Annotated in this window: 17 protein-coding genes; 9 read left to right on the forward strand and 8 right to left on the reverse strand. The window is 65.7% G+C overall.

Going from position 1 to position 24,440, the window contains the following annotated elements; all coding sequences use genetic code 11:
- Positions 1–5 precede the first annotated feature (5 nt).
- Positions 6–1,607, reverse strand: coding sequence for a cytochrome ubiquinol oxidase subunit I (locus QFZ40_RS11915; RefSeq protein WP_306906907.1), 1,602 nt, complete (start codon positions 1,605–1,607; stop codon positions 6–8).
- 265 nt (positions 1,608–1,872) lie between these two features.
- On the opposite strand from QFZ40_RS11915, the gene QFZ40_RS11920 reads away from it, so the two are divergent.
- Positions 1,873–2,259, forward strand: a complete 387-nt coding sequence (locus QFZ40_RS11920; RefSeq protein ID WP_306904579.1) for a BlaI/MecI/CopY family transcriptional regulator — start codon at positions 1,873–1,875, stop codon at positions 2,257–2,259.
- Between the two features lie 6 nt (positions 2,260–2,265).
- Positions 2,266–3,267 carry a M56 family metallopeptidase gene (locus QFZ40_RS11925; RefSeq protein WP_306904580.1) on the forward strand — a complete coding sequence of 334 codons (1,002 nt, stop codon included), beginning with the start codon at positions 2,266–2,268 and terminating at the stop codon, positions 3,265–3,267.
- A 75-nt stretch (positions 3,268–3,342) separates the two neighbouring features.
- Here the strand turns inward: QFZ40_RS11925 and QFZ40_RS11930 are convergent, their stop codons facing one another.
- Positions 3,343–5,451: a DNA gyrase/topoisomerase IV subunit B gene (locus tag QFZ40_RS11930; RefSeq protein WP_306904581.1), complete on the reverse strand. Its 2,109-nt coding sequence runs from the start codon at positions 5,449–5,451 to the stop codon at positions 3,343–3,345.
- 254 nt (positions 5,452–5,705) lie between these two features.
- On the opposite strand from QFZ40_RS11930, the gene QFZ40_RS11935 reads away from it, so the two are divergent.
- Positions 5,706–5,927: a DUF7455 domain-containing protein gene (locus QFZ40_RS11935; RefSeq protein WP_306904582.1), complete on the forward strand. Its 222-nt coding sequence runs from the start codon at positions 5,706–5,708 to the stop codon at positions 5,925–5,927.
- Positions 5,928–6,117: 190 nt separating this feature from the next.
- Here the strand turns inward: QFZ40_RS11935 and QFZ40_RS11940 are convergent, their stop codons facing one another.
- The 4 genes from QFZ40_RS11940 to QFZ40_RS11955 all read right to left on the reverse strand — a co-directional run bounded on the left by QFZ40_RS11940 (position 6,118) and on the right by QFZ40_RS11955 (position 11,542).
- The gene (locus QFZ40_RS11940; RefSeq protein ID WP_306904583.1) at positions 6,118–7,443 is read right to left on the reverse strand and encodes an RNA polymerase sigma factor; all 1,326 of its coding nucleotides are present in this window, start codon (positions 7,441–7,443) and stop codon (positions 6,118–6,120) included.
- A gap of 286 nt (positions 7,444–7,729) precedes the next feature.
- A complete protein-coding gene (locus tag QFZ40_RS11945; protein WP_306904584.1) occupies positions 7,730–9,088 on the reverse strand; it encodes a DUF4192 domain-containing protein in 1,359 nt (452 codons plus the stop codon).
- Between the two features lie 72 nt (positions 9,089–9,160).
- Complete coding sequence (locus QFZ40_RS11950; protein ID WP_306904586.1) at positions 9,161–10,510, reverse strand: MFS transporter; 1,350 nt, start codon at positions 10,508–10,510, stop codon at positions 9,161–9,163.
- Between the two features lie 93 nt (positions 10,511–10,603).
- A complete protein-coding gene (locus QFZ40_RS11955) occupies positions 10,604–11,542 on the reverse strand; it encodes a proteasome assembly chaperone family protein (RefSeq protein ID WP_306904588.1) in 939 nt (312 codons plus the stop codon).
- A gap of 270 nt (positions 11,543–11,812) precedes the next feature.
- Here QFZ40_RS11955 and QFZ40_RS11960 point away from each other — a divergent pair, with 270 nt between their 5' ends.
- From QFZ40_RS11960 to QFZ40_RS11980, 5 genes are all read left to right on the forward strand, one after another.
- The gene (locus QFZ40_RS11960) at positions 11,813–13,339 is read left to right on the forward strand and encodes a leucyl aminopeptidase (RefSeq protein ID WP_306904589.1); all 1,527 of its coding nucleotides are present in this window, start codon (positions 11,813–11,815) and stop codon (positions 13,337–13,339) included.
- 253 nt (positions 13,340–13,592) lie between these two features.
- A complete protein-coding gene (lpdA, locus tag QFZ40_RS11965; protein WP_267278627.1) occupies positions 13,593–14,975 on the forward strand; it encodes a dihydrolipoyl dehydrogenase in 1,383 nt (460 codons plus the stop codon).
- Positions 14,976–15,101: 126 nt separating this feature from the next.
- On the forward strand, positions 15,102–16,904 hold the full coding sequence (gene sucB / locus QFZ40_RS11970) for a 2-oxoglutarate dehydrogenase, E2 component, dihydrolipoamide succinyltransferase (RefSeq protein ID WP_306904591.1): 1,803 nt from the start codon (positions 15,102–15,104) through the stop codon (positions 16,902–16,904).
- Between the two features lie 159 nt (positions 16,905–17,063).
- On the forward strand, positions 17,064–17,417 hold the full coding sequence (locus tag QFZ40_RS11975) for a hypothetical protein (RefSeq protein WP_306904592.1): 354 nt from the start codon (positions 17,064–17,066) through the stop codon (positions 17,415–17,417).
- A 149-nt stretch (positions 17,418–17,566) separates the two neighbouring features.
- Positions 17,567–17,995: an OsmC family protein gene (locus QFZ40_RS11980; protein ID WP_306904593.1), complete on the forward strand. Its 429-nt coding sequence runs from the start codon at positions 17,567–17,569 to the stop codon at positions 17,993–17,995.
- Positions 17,996–18,134: 139 nt separating this feature from the next.
- On the opposite strand, the gene QFZ40_RS11985 is transcribed toward QFZ40_RS11980, so the two are convergent.
- The gene (locus tag QFZ40_RS11985) at positions 18,135–21,611 is read right to left on the reverse strand and encodes a S41 family peptidase (protein ID WP_306904594.1); all 3,477 of its coding nucleotides are present in this window, start codon (positions 21,609–21,611) and stop codon (positions 18,135–18,137) included.
- Positions 21,612–21,684: 73 nt separating this feature from the next.
- On the opposite strand from QFZ40_RS11985, the gene QFZ40_RS11990 reads away from it, so the two are divergent.
- Positions 21,685–22,578: a TIGR01777 family oxidoreductase gene (locus tag QFZ40_RS11990; protein ID WP_306904595.1), complete on the forward strand. Its 894-nt coding sequence runs from the start codon at positions 21,685–21,687 to the stop codon at positions 22,576–22,578.
- A gap of 17 nt (positions 22,579–22,595) precedes the next feature.
- On the opposite strand, the gene QFZ40_RS11995 is transcribed toward QFZ40_RS11990, so the two are convergent.
- Entirely contained in the window at positions 22,596–24,395 is a 1,800-nt protein-coding gene (locus QFZ40_RS11995) for a serine/threonine protein kinase (RefSeq protein WP_306904596.1), read from the reverse strand.
- Positions 24,396–24,440: the final 45 nt, after the last annotated feature.

Genomic DNA, 24,440 nt, shown 5'->3' on the forward strand with positions numbered 1-24,440 from the left:
TCTTCTTAGTAGGCGAATGCCAGGACGTCGTCGGCGGGCTTTCCGGTGCCCGGTCCCCCGGGGCCCGGCGTCGCGTCCTCGTTTTCGTCAACGGAGGCGTGGACCAGTTCCGGCATCGCGGATATGACTCCGCCGCGGATGTACTTGACCAGGAGCTTGACCTCCACCACCAGGAGCACAGCGTAGACGGACGTCAGTACCAGCAGCGAGGTGAGGATTTCGCCGGCCGAGACCCCCGGCGAGACAGCGGCAGCGGTGAACATGAACACCTGGTCGATGCCGTTCATGTCCGGGTTGGGCGCGACGACAAAGGGCTGGCGGCCCATTTCCGTGAAAATCCAGCCGGCGGCGTTTGCACCGAAAGGTGCCAGGATGCCAAAGACGGCAAGCCGCATCAGCCAGCGTGATTCAGGTACCGTCCCCTTCCTGGTCATCCAGAGGGCGATGAGGGCGGCCAGCGCGGCGAGGCCGCCGAAACCGATCATCATGCGGAATCCCCAGTAGGTGACTTCCATGACCGGAACGTACTGGATCTCCTGGCCTGCGCGGTCGCCGTATATCGGGTTGTCCGGGAGCTTTGTTCCGTAGTCCGCCTTGTACTGGGCCTGGAGGCTGTTCACGCCCTTGACCTCGGTGTTGAAATCGCCCTTGGCCAGGAAGGACAGTATCCCCGGAACCTCAATCACCGCGACGACGTCATCGCAGTTCTGTGAGCCGACATTGCCCACGCTCAGGACGGAGAAGCCCGTGCCGTCGTGGCACGCTGCCTCCGCGGCGGCCATCTTCATGGGCTGCTGCTGGAACATCAGCTTTCCCTGCGCGTCGCCGGTGATGGCGGTTCCGGCGAAGGAGATCATCGCGACGACGGCGCCGATCCGGAGGGAGCGGATCCAGACTTGGTGGTCGGTCCGGTCGCGGCCGGGAATGTCCGCCTCTCCGGCGATGACCTTGCCGTCGGCATCCACGGTGTCGACGCCGTCGCGCCGCCTGCGCCATAGGTGGTACCAGGCGATGCCCAGCAGGAAGCCGCCGGCCACTGCCAGCGCTCCGAACAGGGTGTGGGGAACGGCGACCAGGGCTGTGTTGTTGGTGAAGACCGCCCAGGCATCCGTCATCACCGGCCTGCCGTTGACCATTTGCACCCCCACGGGATGCTGCATCCAGCTGTTGGCCACGATGATGAAGTAGGCGGAGAACAAGGATCCCACCACGGCGATCCACAGGCAGGCCAGGTGCACGGCCGGCTTGAGCTGCTTCCAGCCGAAGATCCACAGGCCAAGGAACGTTGACTCGACGAAGAAGGCCAGCAGTGCTTCAAGCGCCAGTGGCGCCCCGAAAACATCGCCCACGAACCGGCTGTACTCGCTCCAGGCCATGCCGAACTGGAACTCCTGGACGATGCCGGTGGCGACGCCCATGATGAAGTTGATCAGGAACAGCTTGCCCCAGAACTTCGTCATGCGAAGGTACTCGGGGTTCCCGGTCCGGTGCCACGCGGTCTGGATGACGGCCACTACCAGGCCCAGTCCAATGGTCAGCGGAACCATCATGAAGTGGTAGACGGTGGTGATGCCGAATTGCCAGCGTGCGATTTCCAAGGCGTCCAAGGCAGTCCCTACTGTTGGCGGGTTCAACATTTCTACGTACCGTAGAACTTTGACTTCTACCGAGTGTAGAACAATGCGGCGGGCACTGTAAACCAACAGTTCCACCCAAAAGTCGTCCTTACAAGGCTGCGGCGCGCCGATTGTTCTACCTCACGTAGAAACTGCCGCGGAAACGGGGTAAATTGGTTCTGTAGTTGTAGCGTTCGTGTTGTGGTCACCGCGGCTGTGAGGCCTGCCGGTGCGGGGAATCTAAGGAAGTATGTCAATGGCTAGTCTCGGTGAACTGGAACGGGCAGTAATGGACCTGCTCTGGGCGGGCCAGGAAGCGGCCACCGCGAACACCCTCCGCGACCAGCTGGCACGGAGCACCGAGGCCCACGGGGGCACAGCAGGACACGAAGGCAAGGAACTGGCGGTCACCACCGTGCTCACCGTGCTCTCACGCCTCGAAAAGAAGGGCCTCGTGGAGCGCGAACGCGGCACCCGGCCGCACCGCTACCAGGCAGTCTCCAGCCGGGAAGACCATACGGCAGAGCTCATGCATGAGGTGCTGGGATCAGCTCCGGACCGCGAAGCCGTGCTGGCCCGGTTCATCGGGTCCGTGACGGAAAGTGAAGCCGAAACGCTGCGCAAACTGCTTGGCCACATCTAGCCCACCATGTTCTGGACCTCGTATCTGCTGGCGGTCCTTGCGATAGTCCTGGCGTGGCCGGTTCCCGTCTTCCTCTCACGCGCCCAGTGGCCGGCGCGGTCCCCCTTCATGGCAATGCTCCTGTGGCAGGCCATTGCGCTTGCCGGCGGGCTGTCCATGATCGGCGCCATGCTGGTGTACGGGCTGGAGCCGGTCGGGGACAACCTGATCGCCGGCCTCCGTGCGCTGGCGGAGATGGTTCTGTTCAATGCCCCCACCACCGAGCTGGGCTTTTGGCACCTCTTTGCCCTCTCAGCCGCGGCGCTGCTGACAGCGCACCTTGTCTTCACGCTGCTGCTCACCTACTACAGGATCGAGAGGCAGCGGCGGCGGCACCGCGAACTCCTGGCGTTGCTTGCCTCGCCGTCCAACGAAGGAGCCGGAACCGTGGTCATCAGCCACGACTCACCGGTGGCGTACTGCCTTCCGGGCGGAGCCCGCTCAGTCACCGTCCTCTCCGACGGACTCATGGCCGCCCTCGAGCCCGCTGAACTCCGGGCGGTCCTGATCCACGAGAATGCCCATCTCAGCCAGCGCCATCATCTGCTGCTGTGGGCCTTCGCCGCCTGGCGCCAGGCACTCCCCTGGCTTCCCACGACGCGCCTCGCCCAGGAAGCGGTGAACTCGCTCATCGAGATGCTGGCCGATGATGTCGCCCTCAGGACCGCGAGCAAGGCGACGCTCATCAAGGCCATTGCGATTGTGGCCAGCGGCTCGGCAGGAGGCGGGGCTCCCGTCGACGCTGAAGCCCTGCCGGGTGGCCGGACCGGGCTTCCACTCTCTGGACTCGAGGCGGCGGCCGGAGTGGCCGGCGCTGATTCCGCGCGCACCACCGTTTCCCGGGTCAGCCGGCTGCTGTCACCCCGGCCGCAGCTGTCCGCTGCCGCCCGCGGTGCAGTGCTGGCCGGCTGTGTCCTGCTCCTGGCCCTTCCCACTGCGCTGTTGATCGTCCCGGGCCTGCTGGACTGATTTTCCCGGCCGGGCTGACTTCCCGGTTGTACTGACTTCCCGGCCGCACGGCAGGGTCAGTCCCCCCGCACTTGGTCAGGCGTCGATGCGCTCTCTGTCAAGGCTCGATGCCCCGGCGATGATGAAATCCTTGCGCGGAGCCACATCCGATCCCATCAGCAGGTCAAAGGTATCCTCGGCCTGCTTGGCGTTCTCGATCCCCACTTTGCGAAGCGTCCGGTGCCGCGGATCCATGGTGGTTTCCGCCAGCTGCTCCGCGTCCATCTCGCCGAGGCCCTTATAGCGCTGGATGGGTTCCTTGTAGCGTTTGCCCTCCTTGGCCAGCCTGGACAGGAGCACGTGCAGTTCCGCCTCCGAGTAGGTGTAGATCATCTCGTTGGCTTTCTGCCCGGCGTTGACCACTTCAACCCGGTGCAGCGGCGGGACAGCGGCGAAGACCCGGCCTTCATCGATCATTGGCCGCATGTACCGGAAGAACAGGGTGAGCAGCAGGGTGCGGATGTGGGCGCCGTCGACGTCGGCGTCGGTCATGAGGATGACTTTGCCGTACCTCGCGGCAGCAAGGTCGAAGCTGCGGCCGGAACCTGCGCCCACCACCTGGATCAGCGCCGCGCATTCGGCGTTGGAGAGCATGTCGCCCACGGAGGCCTTCTGCACGTTGAGTATCTTGCCGCGGATGGGAAGCAGGGCCTGGAAGTCTGAGGAGCGCGCCAGTTTCGCCGTTCCGAGCGCCGAGTCACCTTCCACAATAAACAGTTCAGAACGTTCGACGTCGTCCGTGCGGCAGTCTGCGAGCTTGGTGGGCATGGATGAGGTTTCCAGGGCGTTCTTGCGGCGCTGTGTTTCCTTGTGGACACGGGCCGAGATCCGGGATTTCATCTCGCTGACGATTTTTTCGAGCAGCAGGGCCGACTGTGCCTTGTCGTTTCGGTTGGCGGAGTTGAGCTTCGCGTTGATCTCGTGCTCCACCACCTTGGCCACGATGGCCCGGACGGCGGAGGTGCCCAGGATTTCCTTCGTCTGGCCTTCGAACTGCGGCTCGGCCAGCCGCACTGTCAGGACGGCGGTGAGGCCTGCGAAGATGTCATCCTTCTCGATTTTGTCGTTTCCGGCTTTGAGCTTGCGGGCGTTGTTCTCCACCGCCTTCCGGAACGTCTTGACGAGCGCCTGCTCGAAACCTGACTGGTGGGTTCCGCCCTTGGGCGTGGAAATGATGTTGACGAAGCTGCGGACAGTGCTGTCGTAGCCGATGCCCCAGCGCAGGGCCACGTCCACCTCGCAGTCGCGCTCCACCTCGGCGAGCTGGCTGTGGCCGCGTTCGTCGAGCACGGGAACTGTTTCCTTGAACTTTCCCGATCCGTGCAGGCGCCAGGTGTCGGTAACGGCGGGATCGGCGGCGAGGAAATCGACGAACTCCGAGATGCCGCCGTCATGATGGAACACTTCTTCATGCGTGCCTGCTTCCCCGGGCGTCCCGGCGAGCCGGCGCTCATCACGGACCGTGAGTTTGAGCCCCGGCACCAGGAACGAGGTCTGCCGTGCCCGTGCTGCCAGCTCGTCGTAGGAGAATTTGGCGTCGGGGGTGAAAATCTGGCGGTCCGCCCAGTAGCGGATCCGGGTGCCGGTGACGCCTCGCTTGGCTTTGCCCACGACGTCGAGCACTGAACCGTCCACGAACGGCGCAAAGGTTGCCGCGGGGTCCACCCTGCTGCCCTGGTCCAGGAACCGGCCCGGCTCACCCCGGCGGAACGACATCTTGTAGGTCTTGCTGCCGCGGTCAACCTCCACGTCCAGCCGCGAGGACAGGGCGTTGACGACGGAGGCTCCCACTCCGTGCAGACCACCGGAGGCCGTGTACGATCCCCCGCCGAACTTTCCGCCGGCGTGGAGTTTGGTGAACACCACCTCCACACCGGTGAGGCCCGTCTTCGGTTCCATGTCCACGGGGATGCCGCGGCCGTCGTCGTGGATCTCCACCGAGTTGTCCGCGTGCAGGATGATCCTGATGTCATGGCCGAAACCTGCCAGGGCCTCGTCCACCGAGTTGTCGATGATTTCCCAGAGGCAGTGCATGAGACCGCGGGAGTCGGTGGAACCGATGTACATGCCCGGACGCTTGCGGACGGCTTCAAGGCCTTCCAGGACCGACAGGTGCCGGGCGGTGTAATCAGAACTTGGTGCCACGGGTGGTGAACTCCTTCAGTGACGGACAACGAACGGCAGGGACGCTCTTCCTAGCCTAGTCGGCCGTGGATGAGGCGCCGCTCTGCCACACTTTGGACCGGGCAGGCCAGCCGGGACGTTATGATTCCGTGATGCGACGAGCAGGCCTTGATGCATTCTTGCGGATACGCGGACAGCGAACTTGCCCTATCCTTGCGCGGGATTTGTTACTAATGCTGGTTATATAGAGGTACAGATCTACTAAGGAGGCCGAAATGACAACAGCAGTAGCGGACCGCACGCTTAACGCACTGGACCGGTGCGATCGTTGCGGAGCCCAGGCATATGTCCGTGTTGTTCTCGAGTCCTCCGGCGGTGAGCTGCTCTTCTGCGGCCACCATGCCCGTGCGGTCGAGGCAACACTCAAGCCCTTGAGCTCCGACTGGCACGACGAGACGGGCCGGCTTCACGAGAAGGCGACCGTAGAAATCGACTAGCCACCGCGTCCAAGTCCCACCAGGCGTAATAGTTCAGCAAGCAAAGATCAGGACCCCTCCTTTCGGAGGGGTCCTGACCTGTTTAACCGGCTGCCAACAACAACGGGCTACACCCCAGCGGGGTCACGCCCGCGCCCGTCATCCAAGGATCATGGGCGGAGGCGTGGCCCCGTACCGGGTGCTGCCGTCCCTAGTCCAGATAGTCCCTGAGCACCTGCGACCGCGACGGGTGGCGGAGCTTGGACATCGTCTTGGATTCGATCTGGCGGATGCGTTCCCGGGTAACACCGTAGACCTTGCCGATTTCGTCTAAAGTCTTCGGCTGCCCGTCGGTGAGGCCGAACCGCATGGCCACCACGCCTGCTTCACGCTCGGAGAGTGTGTCAAGGACAGAGTGCAGCTGCTCCTGGAGCAGGGTGAAGCTCACGGCGTCGGCCGGGACGACGGCCTCGGAATCCTCGATCAGGTCGCCGAACTCAGAGTCGCCGTCCTCACCGAGCGGGGTGTGCAGCGAAATAGGCTCGCGGCCGTACTTCTGGACTTCCACCACCTTCTCCGGGGTCATGTCCAGTTCAAGTGCCAGCTCCTCGGGCGTGGGCTCCCGGCCGAGGTCCTGGAGCATCTGCCGCTGGACGCGTGCCAGCTTGTTGATGACCTCAACCATGTGAACCGGGATACGGATGGTGCGAGCCTGGTCCGCCATGGCGCGGGTGATGGCCTGGCGGATCCACCAGGTGGCGTACGTGGAGAACTTGAAGCCCTTGGTGTAATCGAATTTCTCCACAGCACGGATCAGGCCCAGGTTGCCTTCCTGGATAAGGTCCAGGAAGAGCATGCCGCGACCGGTGTAGCGCTTGGCCAGGGAGACCACCAAGCGCAGGTTGGCCTCCAGCAGGTGGTTCTTGGCGCGCTTGCCGTCGTGGATGACGAATTCGAGCTCGCGCTTGAACTTCGGATCCATGGAGCCGTCGTCCGCGTTGATCTTCTCCTCGGCGAAGAGGCCGGCTTCAATCCGGAGCGCAAGGTCCACTTCCTGCTCCGCATTGAGCAGCGCCACCTTGCCGATCTGCTTCAGGTAGTCCTTGACGGGGTCGGCAGTGGCCCCGGCGGACATGACCTGCTGAACGGGGGCGTCGTCGTCGTCGGCGTCCGAGTAGACAAAACCCTTGCCCGTGGCTGCCGATTCCGCCTTGGCGGCGTCGCCGTCGTCGCCGACGTCCGCACCATCGAGGATGATGTCGTCAAGATCTTCTTCGATGTCATCCTCGTCGTCGGAGTCGGCGCCCCCGGCTGCGGACTTATCGGCGGCTTCGGCGGCGGCCTTGGCGCCAGGCTTGGGCCCGCGCTTCTTGGGTTCAGGCTTGCCGTCCACGTCGGTAGCACCGGCGGTGGCATCCTTGACGGCTTTGTTGGCTGCCCGCGTGGCTGCTCGCTTGGCGTTCGTTGCAGCCTGCTTCTCCTCGGGGGACGAGTCGTCCAGGGCGGCGGGTTCCTTCTTCATGGAAGACGGGGTCACAGAAAACCTTTCTAGCGGCGGTCTGTGGAATCACCATACGGGCAACACCACTATGACCCTGTCAAGTCCGTGATGAACATCAGGTGCAACCACGGCCGGCAGAGTCTACAAAATAGAACTGCCGGGGCGGCTGTAATGTTCCCGCAAAAGGAGCCATTACATGCACTTGATACACGGACCCAACCGGGTCTCGGCATCTATTGTCTCACGGTTTTCCCAAACAGGACCTCATCGGGGTCTGCCCGCAGTGGGATCGGAGGCAGCCGCGGGAAAGCGGTACGGGCCCTCAGCCCCAGGCGGCGTCCGAGTCGAACTTCCGCCAGGCGGCATCCTTCCGCGCCGCCCACCCGCAGAGTGTCCCGCGCCTGAGCAATTCGAGCATGAGCTCGGCCAGCCGGTAGCCCTCTTCCTCCTCCAGCGCCTTGCCAAGGAAAGCGGCGGCATAGGATCCGCGTCCCCGGCACCAGCTGATCCATCCCCGCCCGGTTAGGGCGGCTGCGGCCGCTTGGCCGCCCCACAGCGACAACTGTTCCAGGACACGGTCGAGGCGGTGCAGCCGGCTCCAGTCCGGCATGTCCGGCTCCAGTCCCAGCAGGACCTCGCCGTAGCCGGGCACGCCAGATGCGCCATCAGGAACGGAATCAGGCAGCGAAACCGGCGGCACAATAAGGCCGGTACCTGGCAGGCCGGCAGCTGGCAGGGCGGCAGCTGGCTGGGCGATGGCTGGCGGGACGACCGGAGCAAGTACGCATCCGGCATCGAAAATCCCGAACTGTTCCGCGCCTGCCAGGGCGGCCGGAAAGCCCGCGGCGGCCATGACGAGGACGGCGTCCCGCCATGCCGGCACCTGGAGGGAGGCGCGTAGGAAGGCCTGGGAAGGTGCCGGGAGTGCAAGATCCGGCGGCAGTTGACTCGGGAACGCATCACCGGACAGGCTGCCGCCGGCCGGCGCATCGTCCGGCAGCGGATCACAGGAGAGGGCGTTACCCTGCGGGGCTGCGATCAGCCCTTCCCAGAACGCCAGCAGCGCGTTGAACTGTGCCCTGCTCCGCCGCCGCGGTTCCAGGTCGGTGGACCAGGCCGCCTCCGCTGCCAGCATCGCTGCCGTGTCTTCGGCGGAAACGGATCGGGCCGGCTGTGTTTGATCATCCGGCGCCGGACCCACGCTGCTGCCGCGGAACACCATCTCGGCGTTAAGCATGCTGTCGCGGATGTCATCGATGGGCCGGCCGGGCAGCGGACAGCAGGAGGGATCGGTACAGTAGGCGTCGCGCCAGTAGGAATCCCCCACGTACCACGCCTCGCGGACCGGCATCCCCGCGGTGCCCAGGACAGCCTGCAGCGCGGCCAGCAGCCCGGTGTAGGTCCGGGGCAGGTCCGTCCAGCCGTCGTTGGTGAAGAACACCAGCAGGGCGGCGTCGGAGCCCTGGTCAGCCAGCAGGTAATCGCGGACGCTGCGGGCGTAGTGGCGAGGATCCGCGAGCTTTTCCGGTCCGGGCAGGTCAAGCCGGAGGGTTGCTCCCAGCCGTTTGCCGTGCAGGGTCATGGCCACCAGGCTGTCGGCCGGCCAGTACCCCAGGGAATGCGGGATGAACCCGAGGATGTCTTCGGGGCCACGGACTGTCAGGTGTTGTGGAAGTGTCATGCCTCCAGCTTTGGGGCCAGCCGGACCCGGAGCCATGGAAACTTCCGCCATGTCAATTGTGGAGGAACAGTGTCAGTCATCCCCGGCCGGGGAACCCTGCCGGCGCTCGGCCAGGTTCGCACGCCGCTGGCGGGAAAGGGCAGTCAGCAGCGGCGGGACGACAACGCCCTGCGCCGCCATTTGACGGCGGACCTTGCGGCGGCAGACCAGTATGGCGCCGACCCCGAACCCCAGGAGCAGGAACTGGACGCTCAGGGCGATCCGGAACGGTTCCAGACCGTAGAGCACTCCGTTCGAGAAGCCTGTTGCCTTCAGGATGTCCAGCACCAGCCCGATCAGGAAAATCGCTATCAGGGCGGCAATGAATCCGCCCACGTTGACTATGCCGGTTGCGGTACCGATTCTGTGTGCGGGATTGAACGTCCGGGCAAAGTCGAAGCCGATCATGGAGCCGGGACCGCCGATGGCCAGGACCATCACGAGCCCTGCCAGGAGCCAGAGCGGGGAACGGCCCGGTATCAGCAGCACCGCCGCCCAGGCAGCAGCTGTGGCTGCGGCGATGAGCAGGACCATGGTGGAGCGGCGCAGCGGGTGCCGGGAGACAAACCGGCCGATGAACGGGCCAACGGCCATGGCAGAAGCAACGTACAGCGCCATCAGGGCCGCGACCGTCGTCGCGTCCAGGCCCTGCGCGGAGATCAGGAAGGGGTAGCCCCATGTCATGGCAAAAACTGTCCCGCTGAACTGGATGGTGAAGTGGCTCCACAGTCCCAGCCTGGTCCCCGGCTGGCGCCATGCCCGGGCGAGGGAAGCACCGGTGGCCCGCAGGCCCTGCTGCGCCTGGGGCCTGGGCACCGCCGGAGGGTGATCCTGCAGAAGCACCAGGACGAGCACGACGGCGAGTCCGGACATGCCGGCGAGCATCAGGAATCCCGGCGTCCAGCCGTAGGAATGGAGGACAAAGGCAAAGGGCACCACGCTGAAAAGCTGCCCCAGCTGCCCGGACATGCCAGTCAGCTGGGTGACCAGCGGTACGCGAACGGGCGCAAACCACAGCGGGATAAGCCGGATCACGGAAATGAAGGTCATGGCATCCCCGGCCCCTACGAGCACCCGTCCGGCAATCCCGCCGGGGATGGCGTCCGCGAACGCCAGCTGGAGCTGGCCGAGGCCCATCAGGACCGCGCCGCCGGCGATCATCGCCCGCGAGCCGAACCTGTCCACCAGGAGGCCTACCGGGATCTGCAGCCCGGCGTAAACCAGGAGCTGCAGCACCGTGAAGAAAGAGATCGCGGACGCACCGGCGTGGAACCTCTCGGTCGCCTCAAGTCCCACGACGCCAAAGGATGTGCGCTGCGAGACCGCCACAAGGTACGCGAAGATTCCGATGGTCCAGATCAGCCAGGCACGGGGTGCAGTCACTCCCTTATTATGCCGGGACCGCGCGTCAGTGGCTGCCGGGAGCGAGTCAGCCGGGCTGCCGGACGGACAGCATCCGGACAGCCCAAAGGCCTGCTACTGCGCGCGGTTCTCCCGGGCCAGGTAGGCCTCCACGGCCGCACCCAGCGCGTCCCCGTTGGGCAGCTGGTCGTTTTCATCTGCCAGGAGTGAGCGGCGGACGGTCCCTTCAGCCTTTTCGTCATACCGCGATTCGAGCCGCGACACGACCTGCTGCACGTCTTCGGAAGCCTCGATCTGCTCGGCGATCTGGCGGCCCACTTCCCGGCCGGCTTCCCGGAGCCTGTCCGTGGGCAGCATCAGCGACGTGGCGGCGCCCAGGTACTCAAGTCCTGCCACTGCCGCTGTGGGGTATTCTGCTTCGGCCAGGTAGTGCGGCACGTGGATCACATACCCCGCCACGTTACGCCCGGCTTCTACCAGCCGCAGTTCAAGGATGTGGCCAACGGCGGCGGGAACCTCCACGGTGGGCTTCCACACCGAGATCCCCTCGATCAGTTCGGGCCTGTTGCCGTGGACGGTAACGCCCACGGGCCGGGTATGGGGAACCGGCATGGGGATCGAATGGATCCAGGTCACGAGGTTCACGTCCAGCTTTTCGACGATGCCGACGACGGCGCGGGCGAACCTCTCCCATTGCAGGTCAGGTTCAAAGCCGGCCAGCAGGAGGAACGGACTGCCCAGTCCGTCCGTCAGCCGGTACAGCGCCAGCCGGGGCTCCTGGTAGTCCTGGAGGTGGTCCTCCACGAAAGAGACGTGGGGCCTCCGGGACCTGTAGTCAATCAGCTGGTCGGCGTCGAAGACCGCCACCGGCTCCGGGTCAAGGGTGTCCAGCAGCTCAGCATTAATTTGCTTCACAACGTGCCCGGCATCAGCAAATCCGGTAAAACCCATCACCAGGTTCAGCCCGCGGAGCGCCGGGCTGTTGAACAGCGCCGGGTTGCTCGCATACAGCGCGTCCGGGTCCAGCAGGGAGCCGGAAATCCGCTCAAGCACGGCAAGTTCCTTTCGTGGTTTCAGATGGATACCTTGTACAACACCGCCGGGCGCCCGGGCATTCCGGCAGCCGACGTGGCGCGGCTCTCAGAGGATTCCGCTGCCACCGCCCCTACGGGCTACGATCGGAACTGGCCTGAACTGCCCGGCATAATTCAGGCTTCGCAGACATCCGGCGACGTCCCAAGCCGACGGCACCCGGCTTCCATGGCAGAGCGCGGAACATGCATTCCTGCCCGAACGAACTTTCGAGAATTGAGGACTGACCCCGTGGTCAAGAATACTGAAATCAACCTTAGTACCCTCGCCCGTGACCTGAAGAAGGCCGCCAGTGACGCCGTAGTCATCGGTGTGGGACAGGGACCTGACGGTCCCGTCCTTCTCGAGAACCCGCTCACGGCGAAGTCCGCCGAGGCATTGGCCGGCTCCCTGAAGGTCCTCGGCGTCACCGGAGCCGCTGACCAGATCGTCCGGCTCCCCGGCCTTCCCGAGACCGGCGCGGGCGTGCTTGTCCTGGCGGGCGTCGGCAAGGTTGCACCGGGCAGTCCGCTTGACCGGGAGGCCCTCCGCCGGGCCGCGGGTTCGGCCGTCCGGCAGCTTGCAGGCCTCCCCACAGTGGTCATTGCACTTCCGACGGCGGGGATCGCCGACGTCGCTGCGGTCGCCGAAGGAGCCGCCCTGGGCTCCTATGCCTTCACCGAGTACCGGACGTCGAAGGACGGACTGAAGGACCCGGTGCGCCATGCCGTGATCCTCACCGAGGTCGCGGGAGACAAGGAACTCCGTTCCGCCCTGACGCGTGCGGGCCTGATCGGCAAGGCCGTCAACGCCACTCGGTCGCTGGTGAACCAGCCACCGAGCCACCTCTACCCCGAGTCTTTCGCCGACGCAGCCAAGGAACTGTCCAAAGGGCTGCCGGTCAAGGTCACAGTCTGGGATGAAAAGCGCCTGGAAAAGGAGGGCTTCGGCGGCATCATGGGCGTGGGCAAGGGATCCACCCGCCAGCCCCGCCTCGTCAAGGTGGAGTACTCCCCCGCCAAGGCGACGGCAAAGATCGCACTGGTGGGCAAGGGCATCACCTTCGACACCGGCGGCATCTCCATCAAGCCGGCCCTCGGCATGGGTGACATGAAAAGCGACATGGCGGGCGCCGCCGTCGTGCTTAACACCGTCCTGGCGCTCGCCGGCCTCGGCCTGCCCGTCAAGGCCACCGCCTGGCTCTGCATCGCCGAAAACATGCCATCCGGTGCGGCATCCCGGCCCGCGGATGTCCTCACCATGTTCGGCGGCAAGACCGTTGAGGTCCTGAACACCGATGCCGAAGGCCGCCTGGTCATGGCCGACGGCATCGTCGCGGCCAGCCAGGAATACCCCGACGCCATCATCGACGTTGCCACCCTTACCGGTGCGCAGCTTATTGCCCTCGGCAACCGCACCGCCGGCGTCATGGGCTCGGACAGCGTCACGGGACCCCTCAAGGCGGCCGCTGACCGTGCGGGTGAGCTGGTGTGGCCCATGCCGTTGCCCGAAGAGCTGCGGCCCAGCCTCGATTCCCAGGTGGCGGATCTGGCAAACATCGGCGAACGCCACGGCGGCATGATGACCGCGGCGGTGTTCCTGCGCGAGTTCGTCGGGAAGGACAAGGACGGCGAACAGATTCCGTGGGCCCACATCGACATCGCAGGTCCGTCCTTCAATAACGGCAACCCGTACGGCTACACCCATAAACAGGGCACGGGCTGCACGGTCCGGACTCTGGTGGCCTACGCCGAAGACCTCATCGCTGCTGCCGTCTGAACCGGTGCTGAGGCGTTCCGCGGCATTGTGACAGCAAAGGTGATCCCTTTGACACATACCCGCGTGACACTGGACACAAGCGCTCCACAAAACATGGTTGCAAGGTGGAGCATGGATAAGTGGTTCGCTAAGGTGAACCCGGTAGTCACAAATGAAAGAGAACCTGCCTGCTGGCATAATCTCGGCAGTACAAGTTCGAAGACCAGATGATGCGTACACGCTCGTGTCATCGTTCACGCGAGGGAGCGTTTAAGTGGCCGATCAGGCAACTGCGCAAGAATTCGACATCCTGGTACTCGGTGGCGGCAGCGGCGGATACGCCACCGCCCTGCGGGCCGTTCAGCTTGGCTTCACCGTGGGCCTCGTGGAGAAGGGCAAGCTCGGTGGCACGTGCCTCCACAACGGCTGTATCCCCACCAAGGCCCTGCTGCACTCGGCCGAACTGGCCGACCACGCCCGTGACTCCGCCAAATATGGCGTGAACGTCACCCTCGACGGCATCGACATCAACGCCGTCAATGCCTACAAAGACGGAATTGTCGCCGGCAAGTTCAAGGGCCTCCAGGGACTCATCAAGTCCAAGGGCATCACCGTCATCGAAGGTGAAGGCAAGCTCCAGGGCACCGACACCGTTGTGGTGAACGGCACCGCCTACAAGGGCAAGAACATCGTCCTCGCCACCGGGTCCTACTCCCGCTCGCTTCCGGGCCTGGAAATCGGCGGCCGCGTCATCACCTCTGACGAAGCCCTCACCATGGACTACATCCCCAAGAGCGCCATTGTGCTCGGCGGCGGCGTCATCGGCGTTGAATTCGCTTCGGTCTGGAAGTCCTTCGGCGTGGACGTCACCATCGTCGAGGGCCTGCCCTCCCTCGTGCCCAACGAGGACACCGCCATCGTCAAGAACCTCGAACGCGCCTTCAAGAAGCGCGGCATCAAGTTCTCCACCGGCATTTTCTTCCAGGGTGTCGAGCAGAACGACTCCGGAGTCAAGGTCACCCTGGTGGACGGCCAGACGTTCGACGCCGAGCTCCTCCTGGTCGCTGTGGGCCGCGGTCCCGTGACTGCCAACCTCGGCTACGAAGAGGCCGGCGTGACCATCGACCGCGGCTTCGTGATTACCAACGAGCGCCTGCACACCGGCGTGGGCAACATCTACGCCGTGGGCGACATCGTTCCCGGCGTGCAGCTGGCCCACCGCGGCTACCAGCAGGGCATTTTCGTGGCCGAGGAGATCGCGGGCCTCAAGCCCGTCATCGTTGAGGACGTCAACATCCCCAAGGTCACCTACTGCGAGCCCGAAATCGCGACCGTGGGCTACACGGAGAAAGCTGCCAAGGAGAAGTTCGGCGACGACCAGATCCAGATCCAGGAATACAACCTCGCCGGCAACGGCAAGAGCTCCATCCTGGGCACCGGCGGCCTGGTCAAGCTGGTCCGCCAGAAGGACGGCCCCGTCGTGGGCGTCCACATGATCGGATCCCGCATGGGCGAGCAGATTGGTGAAGCCCAGCTCATCGTGAACTGGGAAGCCTACCCGGAGGACGTGGCCCAGCTGGTCCACGCGCACCCCACGCAGAACGAGGCCCTGGGCGAAGCCCACCTGGCACTCGCCGGCAAAGCCCTCCACGGCTAATTTTCCGGCCCAGCATTACCGCAAGACATCAGAGTTTGGTGCACCCGGCACGATCTGCCGGGTGCACTAAGCTCAACAAGGCAGCAATCATCCGCACTAAAGATCAATAAGGAGAACGGGGACGACATGTCTGAATCCGTTAACTTGCCCGCCCTCGGTGAGAGCGTCACCGAAGGAACCGTCACCCGCTGGCTCAAGCAGGTAGGTGACCGGGTAGAAGTGGACGAGCCGCTGCTCGAGGTTTCCACCGACAAAGTAGACACTGAAATCCCCTCTCCGATAGCCGGCGTGATCGAAGAAATCCTCGTCGCCGAGGACGAGACCGCCGAAGTGGGCGCTCCCCTGGTCCGCATTGGTGACGGTTCCGGTGGCGGTTCAGCACCTGAGGCCGCCCCCGAGGCAGCGGCCCCGGCCGAAGAAGCCCCCTCGGCTCCGGCTGAAGAGGCCCCTGCCGCACCCGCTGAAGCAGCCCCTGCAGCCGAGCCGGCACCTGCCGCGCAGGCACCTGCAGCGTCCGACGGCGAAAGCCACGAGGTCACCCTGCCGGCACTTGGCGAAAGCGTCACGGAAGGCACCGTCACCCGCTGGCTCAAGGCCGTGGGTGACAGCGTAGACGTGGACGAGCCGCTGCTGGAGGTATCAACCGACAAGGTCGACACCGAGATCCCGTCCCCGGTAGCCGGAACGCTGCAGGAGATCCGGGTCAACGAAGACGAAACCGCCGAAGTCGGCTCTGTCCTCGCCGTCATCGGTTCCGGGGCAGCCGCCCCCGCCGCAGCAGCTGCACCCGCGCAGCCCGCTCCGGCAGCCGAACAGAAGACTGAAGCCCCGGCTCCTGCCGAGGCACCGAAAGCAGCCGAAGCTCCAAAGGCCGAAGCTCCGGCACCTGCTGCTGCGCCTGCTCCGGCCGCAGCACCCGCCCCTGTAGCTTCTCAGCCCGCAGTTTCGCAGCCTTCACAGCCTGCGGCAGCTTCCAACGGGTCCGCAGAATCCGGCTATGTCACTCCGCTGGTCCGCAAGCTCGCCAACCAGCAGGGCGTGGACATCTCCGCCTTGACCGGCACCGGCGTGGGCGGCCGTATCCGCAAGCAGGACGTCCTCGCGGCAGCCGAGGCGAACGCCGCTCCGGCCGCAGCCCCAGCAGCCCCGGCAGCCACTGCCGCCGCACCGGCAAAGCCGGCAGCAGCGGGCCCGGCCGCTTCCTCCCTGCGCGGCACCGTTCAGAAGGCCCCGCGGATCCGCCAGGTCATCGCCCGGCGCATGCGCGAGTCCCTCGAGATCTCCACCCAGCTCACGCAGGTGCACGAAGTGGATATGACCAAGGTCGCCAAGCTGCGGCTGAAGGCCAAGAACTCGTTCCAGGCCCAGAACGGTGTCAAGCTCACGTTCCTTCCGTTCATTGCCAAGGCCGTGGCCGAGGCACTGAAGCAGCACCCCAAGCTCAACGCTGCCTATGACGAAGACAAGCAGGAGATCACGTACCACAACGCCGAGCACCTGGCGATCGCCGTGGACACGGACAAGGGTCTCCTGGTTCCGGTCATCAACGATGCCGGCAACCTGAACCTGGCCGGCCTGGCCGGCAAGATCGCCGACGTCGCCGGCCGCACCCGCGACGGCAAGATCGGCCCTGACGAGCTGTCCGGCGGAACCTTCAGCATCACCAACATCGGATCGGTCGGCGCCCTGTTCGACACCCCGATCATCAACCAGCCGCAGGTGGGCATCCTGGGCACCGGTTCGATCGTCAAGCGCCCGGTGGTAGTAGCGGACGAGAACGGTGACGACTCGATCGCCATCCGCTCCATGATGTATCTGTCCCTCACGTACGACCACCGCCTGGTGGATGGCGCCGATGCCGGCCGCTTCCTGCAGACGCTGAAGGCCCGCCTTGAAGAGGGCGCCTTCGAGGCCGACCTGGGGCTCTAGCCAGGAACGTCGGCGGGCTGCCGCCGGTTACGGCAGCAGCCCGGGAACGACGGCGGGGCAGGCTCCGGTGAGAATCCACCGGAACCTGCCCCTTTTTTGGGCTCTTTTTGATCCGTGGTTTTGCTACAGGACGTAGAACGTTCTGGCTAAGCTTGAGGCATGAAAATCCTTTTTGACATCCTGCTGTTCCTGCACATCGTCGGCGCAGCCATGATCGTGGGCATCTGGATCGGCAACATGAAGAAACCCACCGTCCACCCGCGCCAGCGCGACGGTGCCTTCCTCCAGCTGATCACCGGCATCGCCATGATGGGCCTGCTGCCCCTGATGCCGAACAGCGATCCCAACTACGCCAAGCTGGGCATCAAGTTCGCCGTCGGCGCCGCAGTCGCCGTCCTGGCCGTGATCGGATCGCGCAAATACAAGAAGGGCGAGGACATCAGCACCGGCCTCGCCCACAGCGTCGGCGGCCTCGCGCTCCTTAACGTGGCGATCGCGACGCTCTGGAACTGATTCGAGCTGGCAGGGACCGGTGCCCGGCACGGTCACAATCCACTCTCAGCGGACACCCCGTGCATGCGTGCAGCGGAATCCCTAGGATGGGAACCGGCGGGGACGAGGCAGCGGCCTGCCCCGGTTCGAATCGACATTGAGGAGTGGACATGGCAGCAACACGTTCAGCAAACGCAGTATGGAACGGCAACCTCACGGAGGGTTCAGGAACCACCAGCCTGGCCAGCTCAGGCCTCGGCACTTTCGAGGTCACGTGGAAGGCACGTACTGAAGCGGCCAACGGCAAAACCAGCCCGGAGGAGCTCATCGCAGCAGCCCACTCCGCGTGTTTCTCCATGGCCTTCAGCAACGAGCTGGCGAAGGCAGGTCACACCCCGGAGGAAGTCCGCACCAAGGCCGACGTGACGTTCGTGCCGGGCACGGGAATCACGGGAAGCCACCTGACCGTGACCGCCCGGATACCGGGTATTTCCGAAGAGGAATTCCAGAAGATCGCAGGCGAGGCCAAGGTTGGCTGCCCTGTCTCCGGTGCCCTGGCCAGCATCGACATCACCCTGGAAGCCACGCTGGAATCCTGACGCCGGCAGCAGCACGCGGGTCCGGCTGGCCCCGTAGAAGCAATGCTGTAGAAACTATGCGGTAGAAACAACGCAGGCCCCGTCCCTCCCGAGATACCGGGAGGGACGGGGCCTGTTCTGATGCTCCCCCGTGCTGTCCTTAGCCGTCGTTCCGGCGGGCAGGGAGCGGAGCAGGGCGAAGGCGGCGGTAGCCCTCACGGACAGGCGGTCTGTCCGTGGGCAGTTCCTGGACCATTTCCTTGAGCGCCCCGATCCCGTATTCCAGCTGCGGGTCCCGCCCTGCAGCATAGGCGTGAGGCGGGTAGGTGACCTCGATGTCCGGGTCAACGCCGTGGTTCTCAACGCTCCACCCCACGCCCCCGCCGAACCACGTGGCGTACCTGGGCTGTGTCACACCCGTACCGTCGGCGAGCGAGAACCGGTTATCGATGCCCACCACGCCGCCCCAGGTGCGCGTGCCGATGACCGGGCCGATCCCGCGCAGCTTCGATACCTGGGTAATGATGTCGCCGTCGGATCCGGCAAATTCATCGGCGAGGATGATCACTGGGCCCCTCGGGGCGTGATGGGGGTAGGTCCGCGGGCGTTCCCCGCGCGGCATGCTCCAGCCGGTGACCTTGCGGCCGATCAGTTCCGCCACGAGCTGGGACGTGTGTCCGCCACGGTTTCGCCGGACGTCAACGATCAGACCGTCAAGGGCGGTCTCGGTGTCCAGGTCCCGGTGCAGCTGCGCCCAGCCGTTGGCCATCATGTCCGGGATGTGCAGGTATCCGAAGCTTCCTCCCGACGCTTCACGGACAATCCGCCGGTTTGAGGCAACCCACTCCTGATAGCGCAGGCGTTCCTCGTCCTTGGCCGGGATGACCGCGATGCGGCGCTGAATCCCGGCGGCACTGCCGTGGCCCGGCCCGTTGCTGAGCGTGAGTTCGACGGCCCGGCCGGCAGCGCCCACCAGCTGCATGGCAGGAGTCACGGTTTCGGACAGCTCGACGCCGTCGATGGCCAGCAGGATGTCGCCGGCTTTGGCTGCCGCGCCGGGACGGGTCAGCGGCGACGTTGCCAGGGGATCGGAGGATTCCCCCGCGAGGATGCGCGTGATCTCCCAGCCGCCCGCCGTAAAGACAAGGTCAGCGCCCAGCCTGCCCTGTCCGTTGCTGCCGTTTTCCGTAACCGGTGCGGGCTTGACGTAGGCGTGCGAGGTCCCCAGCTCGCCATGGAGCTCCCACAGCAGGTCCACCAGGTCATCGTGTGACCCCAGGCGGTCCACGAGGGGCCGGTACCTCTTGTGGATGGACTCCCAGTCCTGGCCGGCCATGTCTTCTGCCCAGAAGAAATCACGCTGCAGGCGCCAGGCTTCGTCAAAGGCCTGGCCCCAGACACTGAGCGGGTCCATCATCACCCTGATCCGGCCCAGATCCACCTTGACCAGCTGTCCGGCGTCTTCATCAGCTTTGGCGCCGGAGGGGACCACGCACACCTGCTTGTCGTCGATCAGGACCACCTTTTTGCCGTCGCCGGAGAGCCGGTAGCTGTCCAGTGCCTCCACCAGCGTGGAAGGCTTGCGCCTTGCAAGGTCGAACCGGACAAGACTGGGCCGGGAATCCTTGTCGTCCTGGGTTGCTTTCCCGTCGCCGGTGACGCCGGCCAGTGCCCAGTCCAGCCACAGCAGAGCGCCCTCTGCGGACTTCAGGGAGGTGTAGTTGCCCTGGGGCACGGGGACTCCGATGACGCGGTGCGCCAGCCCGTCCGGGTCAACGCGGACCGGTGAAACATTGTCCTCCAGGCCCTTTTCGTCGGTGATGCTGCCTGTCTCCAGGTCAACCCCGGGGCCAAAGGGCGACGGCGTGTCGGCGGCCAGTGCCACGAGGTAGGGCTTGATGGGGCTGGGGAAAGAGAGGTCGAAGGAGTGCCCGTCGTAGACCGGATCGAAACTTCGGTTGGACAGGAAAGCCAGGAACTTTCCGTCGGGCGTGAAGCTGGGTGACTTGTCGCAGAAGCGGCCGTCGGTGATGTCCACAACACCGCCGTCGGGATCCGTGACGTTGGCCAGGCGCAGCCTGCTGCGTGAGCCAAAGGACGTCACAGGCTCGGACCAGGCCAGCCACCGGGAGTCCGCCGACCACGCCAGCTCCGCGATGGTGCCCTCGCCGATGCTGGCAATCACGGATAGCTTGCCAGTGGCTGTGTCGGCGAAATAGACGTCGCCGAAGGACGTTCCGAGGGCAAGCCACCGGCCGTCCGGGCTCGCTTCCATGGCACTGGCGCGTGCGGGCTTCGGAAAGTCGATACGGGTGGCGCCAGGAGTTCCCGTCATCTCCGCCGGGGAGGAGGCCGTGCCGGGGGCAACATCGGCCTGCGGGTCATCAGCGACGGCGATCACGACGCCGGCTGCCTGGACGGCAGATCCGGTGGCCGGAACCGGGCGGGGCAGTTGTACTCCGGCTTCTTCAGATGCCGCTGATTCATGCGGTCCGGGCTGGAGGGTCGCACGGGATGCCGTGGCAGCAGCAGCTGCAGCGCCGGAGACCGATGCCGCAATCTCCTTGATGTAAAGCGCTTCCACGCCGTCGTGGTCGGCGATGTAGGCGATCCGTCCGCCGTCGAGCGGTCGCGGAAGCCGGGCGCGGACTCCCGGCGTGGCCTCTACGATGCGGGACGGGCCATCCTTGTGCCTGATCCAGTGGATCGTTCCGTGGGCCTCGACCGTGCTGGCGGACCCGCTGGCGTCCGGCACCACTGCGCCGAGATGCTGTGACACCTTCAGCAGCCCGGGACGCCGTGACTGGGAGGCCGAGCCCAGTGAGATCTCCAGCCGTACGGCCTCGGAGGCAAGGTCATGGAGGACCCAGAGCTCGCCTGCGGATTCGAAGATGACCCGCTGGCCGTCGGTGGCCGCGTGCCGGACGTAGAAGTCCTCGTGGTCGGTGTGCCGGCGGAGGTCGCCGCCGCCGGGCAGCACTGAATAGACGTTGCCGTACCCTTCGTGGTCAGACAGGAAGGCGATCCGTCCGTCCACCCACATGGGATCGGCAAGGTTTCCGTCCAGCTCCGGAACCAGGCGCTCAAATTCGCCGTTGCCGTCGGAGTCAATCCAAAGCTTGCCGGCGGTGCCGCCGCGGTAACGCTTCCACCAGGCGGGTTCGCGCGAAAGCACGCTGCCAACCACCACCGGGCGCTCGTCGCCGATTTCGGGGCCGAACGCCAGGGATTCCACCGGTCCGAAAGGCAGCTCCTCAGCCCAGCCGCCGTCGACCGGCACGCTGTAGGCGTAGGTGTGGCGGCTTTCAGCCTGGCGGAACGCGCTCGTGACCACCACGGCTCCGCCGGCGGTGAAGCCCTTGACCCGGGTACTGCTGTGGCCGAAGTACGTCAGTTGCCGGTACCCGCCGCCGTCCACTTCCGCCGTCACCACTTCCGGCGCCGTCCCCTGGACAACCGTCCAGACGAGCCGCTTGCCGTCAGGAGTGAAGCGCGGGTTGCGGGCGGGGAGCTGGAGGGAGGAAATACGCCAGGCGCGGCCGCCGCTGAGGGGAGCGATCCAGACGTCGTCCTCGGCCACGAAGGTGACCAGATCGCCGTGGACATGCGGGAATCGGAAGTAGCTCGAAGAGGTCATCGTTCGATCATAAGTCAACTCCGGTAAGCCCTGAGGGAGGCTCCGGCTGGTGCCGGGTGTGGTGAGATGGATCATGCGAATAGTCATTGCCGGCGCCTCAGGGCTGATCGGGACCGACGTGTCTGCGGCCTTGCGCCATGCCGGGCATGACGTGGTGGCGCTGGTCCGCCGCGCGCCGAGGGCGGCATCCGAAGTCCGCTGGGATCCCGCAGCCGGCAGCCTGGACCCGCACGTCCTTGCAGCTGCCGACGCCGTGATCAACCTTTCCGGGGCCGGCATCGGGGACCGCCCCTGGACCCGACGCCGTATCGACGAACTCTTCACTACCCGGCTGGCCGCCACCCGCACCCTGACCAGCGCCATGGGCAAACTCGATAATCCCCCATCAATGTTCCTCAGCCAGTCCGCCTCCGGATATTACGGCGACGCGGGTACTGCGCGGCTTCGGGAAGATTCCTCCTCGGGGTCGGGCGTTCTTTCCCGCCTCTGTGTGGAGTGGGAGGCCGCGGCGCATGAGGCACCGTCCGGTGTCCGTGTGGTGACCCCGCGTACGGGGGTAGTCCTCAGCCGGTCCGGCGGCGCGATGGGCCGGCTTCTCCCGCTGCTCCGGCTCGGGCTGGGCGGCCCGCTGGGCCACGGCACGCAGTATTGGCCCTGGATCACCCTTCCGGACGTCACGGCTGCGTTTACGTTTCTGCTGACCTCCGGCCTGCAGGGACCCGTCAACGTCTGCGCCCCTGAGGAAGCGGACGTTAATTCGCTGATGGCGGCGCTGGCAGCCGCCCTGCACCGGCCAGGCGTTCTTCGCGTCCCTGCCTTTGCCCTGCGCCTCGTGATGGGGAAGCTCGCCGACGAACTGTTGTTGCCCAGCCAGCGGATGGAGCCTGGGCTCCTGTCGGAAGCGGGATTCAGGTGGCGGCACCCGTCGCTCTCCCAGGCGGCAGCCTGGGTGGCCGCAAAGGACTGACCCGGAGCCCGGCTGGCTCACCGGCCCGCGAGAATCTCCGTGATGCGCCATCGACCGTCGTGCCGGACCAGCACCAGCCGGAGCTCCTGCCCTTCTCCTGGCGGACCCGAAGCGACAACGTTCCCCGCCTGATCCAGTTCCTGATAGGACGATGTTGCCGAGGTGACGGCCACAACGGCCCCGCCGGGCGGGCTTTCCGGCCTGACCACCACGTTGGAAAGCGTACTGGTGAATCCGGCCAGGACATGGCCGGATTCCCGGAGCCGGGCGGCGATCCGTTCATCGGCGGCGGCAGCCGGGGAACCGGGGGCATTTACCTGGTCCAGGAGCGCGGTCCGGCCCGAGCTGAAGGCATACGAGCGGATCCAAGCCAGGCCCTGCACCGCTTCGGCGGGATCCCCTGACGCAATCCGGGCATTCACCTGGTCCGGGATTCCGGGATCCGGCCCTGAGTCCGTCCCGGCGTCCGCCGCAGCACGCGCCTGTTCCTGTCCGCCTCTGCCTTCCCAGGAGGTGGCGGGCCATGGTCCGGCGGGGCCAAAGGCACCGGCGGCCCAGGTGGAAACGGCAATGACAGTAACGGCTCCTGCCGCCAGCCCGGCGGTTCCCCGTCCACGGCCCCCGCCCCTGCGCGGTTCGGTCGCACGAGGCGCCCTTCCGGCATGCTTTCCCTGAACGCGGGGAGCTCCCGTCCTTTCACCAGGTTCCGGCAGGGCCTGCGTCTTGCGATCGACGGGGTAGGGATCGAGGGGAAAGCCATCGACGGGGAAGGGGGCGAGGGGAAAGGGCATGACCTGGGGTGCACGAAGAAGGCCTGACCATCGTGACGTTGAAATCCGACGCCTCCACGCTCCCAGGCTCCCCCGGACAGCGCCGCCGGAACGTTCCGGAGGCCGCCGCCGGGTCAGCAGTTCGGGAATGACAGTCGGGTGGACAGATCCCGCCAGGTCAACGGGGAGCGGTGGGGCGCTGCGGTAGACCGCCGCCGCCAGTTCGACGGCGGTGGGCCGGAGCCTCCGGTCCTCGTTGAGGCCGGCCTCCAGTGCTGCGGCGAGGTCACCCGGGACCTCCGGCCGGAGGAGGGGCAGCGGCGGCCTGTCCAGCGTCCGCCCGGGTGGTTCCCCCGTCAGGCAGTACCAGCCCAGTGCCGCCACCGCATACACGTCGCGCTCGGGCTGCAGCCCGGCCCGCACCGTGTCCACGGGCGAGGGATCCACGAACCCGGCCGTGCCGTCGTCGGGGACTGCCAGCGCGTCCCCTACCAACCTTGAAATGCCGACGTCGGCCAGCACGGGCTTGCCGTGGCCGGTGAAAAGCACGTTGCCCGGCGAGACATCGGAGTGTGTGACACCCTGGCCGTGCAGATAACCGAGCACCTGGGCGATGGGGGTCAGCACCGTGACTGTCTCCCCGATGCTCAGCCTGCCGCGGCTGGCCACCAACTGGCCCAGGGAGCCCCCGGACGCATACTCCACCAACAGGCCCAGCCCCTCAGCCGTAACGGCTGAACTTGTAGTGCCTGCACCGTCCGGGCTGTCCGGCGCACCTGCGCCGCCGGCCACGCGTACGGCGTCGTGTGCCCTGATGAGGTGCGGGTGATCGAGGGCAGACAGAATCCTGATTTCCCTCCGGAGCGCCTCCGCTCCGGAGCCATCCCCAGGGCCGCCCTCCTTCCCGGGCCGCGTCCGGAGGCATTTCAGGGCAAATTTGCGTCCGGTCCTCTCTTCCGTGACAAGCCAGACAGTGGAACTCCCGCCGCGGCCCAGGCAGCGGACAACCGTGTAGCCGGACAACTGAGGGATCGTCAAATCATCCATGGGACATGTCTAGCGGAATCCTGACGGCGCTGCAGAAGTTATCCA

This window comes from Arthrobacter pascens, from assembly GCF_030816475.1.
GTDB lineage: Bacteria > Actinomycetota > Actinomycetes > Actinomycetales > Micrococcaceae > Arthrobacter > Arthrobacter pascens_B.